The sequence below is a fragment of the Rhizobacter sp. P3_B12 genome (assembly GCF_056402895.1).
Window position 1 is genome coordinate 1 of sequence record NZ_JBFUGN010000611.1, and the last position, 3,788, is coordinate 3,788.

The 3,788-nt window shown below is 62.6% G+C and carries 1 protein-coding gene and 1 pseudogene; one reads left to right on the plus strand and one right to left on the minus strand.

Features of this window, described 5'->3' with window-relative positions; genetic code table 11:
- Positions 1-128: pseudogene (locus AC1D01_RS24705) on the plus strand (IS5/IS1182 family transposase); the annotation flags it as partial.
- Between the two features lie 114 nt (positions 129-242).
- Here the strand turns inward: AC1D01_RS24705 and AC1D01_RS24710 are convergent.
- Positions 243-3,221 (minus strand): TrlF family AAA-like ATPase, encoded by a 2,979-nt coding sequence (locus AC1D01_RS24710; protein WP_477871059.1) that lies wholly within the window; start codon positions 3,219-3,221, stop codon positions 243-245.
- Positions 3,222-3,788 lie beyond the last annotated feature (567 nt).

Sequence of the window (3,788 nt, forward strand, 5' to 3'; positions counted from 1 at the left end):
GCCACAAGAAGGTCAGCTATCGCGGGCTGGCCAAGAACGGGGCGCGCATGTACAGCCTGTTCGCGCTGGCCAACCTCATGATCGCCAAGAGGCCGCTGCTCAGGCCTGCAGGGGTCAGTGCGCCCTGAAGGTTAAGACGAGCTCGCCAATCATTCGAAATCCACGCAAACGTGCGCTCGCCGCGGTGCAATGCATTCGCAGAGAAGCTGTCGGCTCCAGACATTGAATTGATCAGCTCATCCTTAGCGCAGCAGTTTCACCCGCAGGCGACGCGCCCGTTCGGTGAACGCCTTCTCGCCGCCTTCGAGGATGTCGCACACGACCTTACGGATACCGGCATCTTCCAACCCGCCGGCGACGTAGCTGAAGGACGGCAAGCCGCCGTCCGCTGCAGGGCTCGCGTTCGCCACGATGATCTGATCGGCATCGGTATTGATGACCAAGTTCGCGTTGTGCGTGACCATGATCACCTGGCGCTTGGCCTTCGCTTCGACGAACAACGTGACCAGTTCGTCGAACACCGATTTCGGATCAAGGTTCTCTTCGGGCTGGTCGATGATCAGCGGGCGGTCGTCGGAGTCATCGAGCGCGAGATAGAGCAGCAGCAGGACGATGCCTCGAGTTCCCGGTGAGAGTTTGCGGATATCGATCCCGTCGTAGAGGATTTCGTACTGGACAGCAATGTGGTCGGTGCTAAACAGCCACTGCGCGAACCGCTTCAGCCAATGCCGGAACGCCTCCTGTTCGGCCGGCGCGTACGGCGCGTGCGCGAGCAGCTCCTTGTAGTGCGCCGCGATGAAGGCGGACATCGCGCCTTCGATGTCTCGTGCGGAACCGGTCTCCCACGTCGGCTGAAGTTCCGCGCGTGCGATCTTCTCCAGCGCACCGATCCCGTAGAACGAGCCGGCCTTGCGGCGATCGATCAACTCTTCCTCGCCTTCGGCGGCCCAGCGGGCGACATCGGCGATACGCCTGACCTTGACGCTGAGTCGCTTCAGCGTTCCGCTCATCGCATCGAGCCGTTGCATCAGCGGCGCATACAACTCGATCAACGCCTCCTGTTCGTTGATCACCGCGGCAAACAGACGTCCATACGCCTCGTCGCGCTCACGCTGCAGCGCCTTGCGACGATCGAACGCGCCCTTCGCGTTGTCCAGCCGGGTCTTCAGTGTCTGCAGCGCGGCCTTCTCGGCCGTGATCTTCTTGGACAACGCCGCATACTGGTTCTGCACCACCTTGTCGGCGCTGATGGACAGTTCCAGCCTCGCCATCTCGGCCCGCAGCAGCGCTATTGTCGACTGCTTGAGGTCTGCATCCAAAGGAATCAGCGGGACCTTGGGATCGCCGGGCAGTGGCACGGTCCCGTTGATCTTGGCGATCTCCCTGTCCCCCCAGGTGATGTAGCCGGTCAAGGCCGAGTCGACGTTGCCCTTGTAGACCAGCAAAAAGTCGTCCCACTGCTTTGCATCCAGTCCGCTACCATGGTGCCTGGACATCACGTCGCGCAGCATTTCGGGCGACTTGGCGTTGCGCGTGTTGTTCACCTCGTCTTGCATCGCAACGAATGTCCGGCGCTGCGCGCCAAGGGCGTTGACCCGGGCACTCAGGGAAAGGACGGCTTCGGCCAGTGCCGTGTGACGCTGAACCTGTGCTTCGGTGCCCTTCTTGATCGCGAGCTTGGACTGGTCCGCGGTGTAGCCCTTGATCAGCTTGTCCTTCGCAGCCACCTGTCCGGCCAGGGCCTCGACGAGCGCTTCGTTCTCAAGTTCCACGGCGATGCGATCCGAGGTCGCCACGATAGCCTCCCCCTCCAGCCGGCGAGCCTGCTGATAGCGCACCGTCCGCTGATCGCGAAGCTCTTCGAAGCTGTAGGCGCCCTCCTGGCCGTCCTGCGTGTACGCCTCGAAGATGACTCGTTCGATCTCGCGTACAAGCCCTTCCGAGGCCCCCTTGGAAGAACACAGCTCCTCGACGAACTGTTGCGACAGATATCGCGCACGCGGATATGCAAGGTCGTCGGCGTCCCTACCGTCGAGCCAGCAGACCGACGGATCACCGCCTCCGCCCCAAGACAATGCCGCGCGTGCATCGCCGATCAGCGGACGCGCCCGGACGAGGAACGATGGGCTGATGTTCTCGTCCTCATTCCACGCGCTCTCCGATATCGCACCGCACCCGGCCGCGATCACGTCGGCCAGCGCGGTCTTGCCCGACCCGCGCGCGCCGATGATCGCGACGAGCCCAGCGTTCAACGGTATGTCGTTGGTTGTGATCCACGACGCGTCATCGAAGCGGACCTGCGAGATCACCTGCGAAGGCATCGCCCCCTTGGGCGGTTCGCTGCCGACCCAGGCGCGGCCGTGCGGATCGATGCAGGCCTGGCGCAGCGCATCGAAAGTCAGGGCGCCTTTGACCCAGGTGTACCGGTCCTCGGCAGGCCGTCCGACGGTCGCAAGATCGTGCGCATCGCAGCCGTTGATGCAAGGCTTGCAGCCGTCGTACCGATGCTGCAACTGCTCAGCGGTGACGTCCTTCAGGCCCAGCCAGAACTCACGCTGCGCCGGACTGCCCGCGAAGATGATGTGCGAGAACTTTTCGATCTCCTGACGGATCGTTTTGTCTGAAGCTTGCTGCAGTCCCGAGGTGCCGTCGCCCTTCGCGCCTGCGACCGCAATCAGGATGTTGTCTCTCGCCCAAGCGCTCTCCTTGAATGCGTTGCGCAGCCCGTCGAAGCTGACCCTGAACTGCGTGGCACCGTATGCCAGCGCCTTGCGATCGTCCTTGATCGATGTATCGGACACCTTGCCCAGCCGGATCAGATCGACTTCGGTACAGTCGTAGCGGTCACTGTGCGCCCCGAAATGCAGACGCGACAGGAAGCGCTTGATCTCTTCCACGTGGTCTGGATCTTCAGGACTCGCGAGGAGATGGAGATTGACGAACCCGGTCTTGGCAGCCACGTCGAGGCGAAGCTCGATGTTCGGGAACAGGAGCTTCACGCCCGGCAGACGCCCTTGTTCCCTGTGGCGGCGCACCTCTTGGTAGGTGTTGGTGGTGTAGTAGTCGGTGATGCCGAGCGCTTCGATGCGAGGCGTGCACGACTCGATGGCTTGCAAATACGCCGCCCACGGATCGTCGCCGCCAAACTGGTCGTTCAGCACGGTGCCAGGCCCGTGGATGTGCGGGTCCCAACGATGCCACTGCGAACCGCTCGTGATCATCCTGCACTCCTCCCCTTCATCTCTTCGGCGGTGACGGTGCGCTTGTTCGAAACGCCGCCGAGCGCTGGCCCCATCGTGCCGCACGCCATCTGATCGCGCCGCAGCAATTGAACCCGGCGAAGAAGAATCGCTGCAAGCCCACACCGCCGCTCATCCTGTGCGCAATCCAGCCGTCGCCTCGCGGCGACCCAACACGATCGCACGACGAGGCCGATGCGACATCCGCACAGAGCAGGATGCAACGCCGCCGGGCTTGTGCTCAAAGGCCGTTCACTCCGCCTATTCAGTATCACACACCATGCCCATCGACTGCCGACAGAACTACCGCGTTGCCGGCCTGTCATTCCCCCTAGGGATGAGCTGATCAATTCAATGTCTGGAGCCGACAGCTTCTCTGCGAATGCATTGCACCGCGGCGAGCGCACGTTTGCGTGGATTTCGAATGATTGGCGAGCTCGTCTTAACCTTCAGGGCGCACTGACCCCTGCAGGCCTGAGCAGCGGCCTCTTGGCGATCATGAGGTTGGCCAGCGCGAACAGGCTGTACATGCGCGCCCCGTTCTTGGCC

Bases quoted from the DNA above. Each gene is read 5' to 3' on its own strand.
- AC1D01_RS24710 (WP_477871059.1), bottom strand. From the start codon at position 3,221: ATGATCACGAGCGGTTCGCAGTGGCATCGTTGGGACCCGCACATCCAC.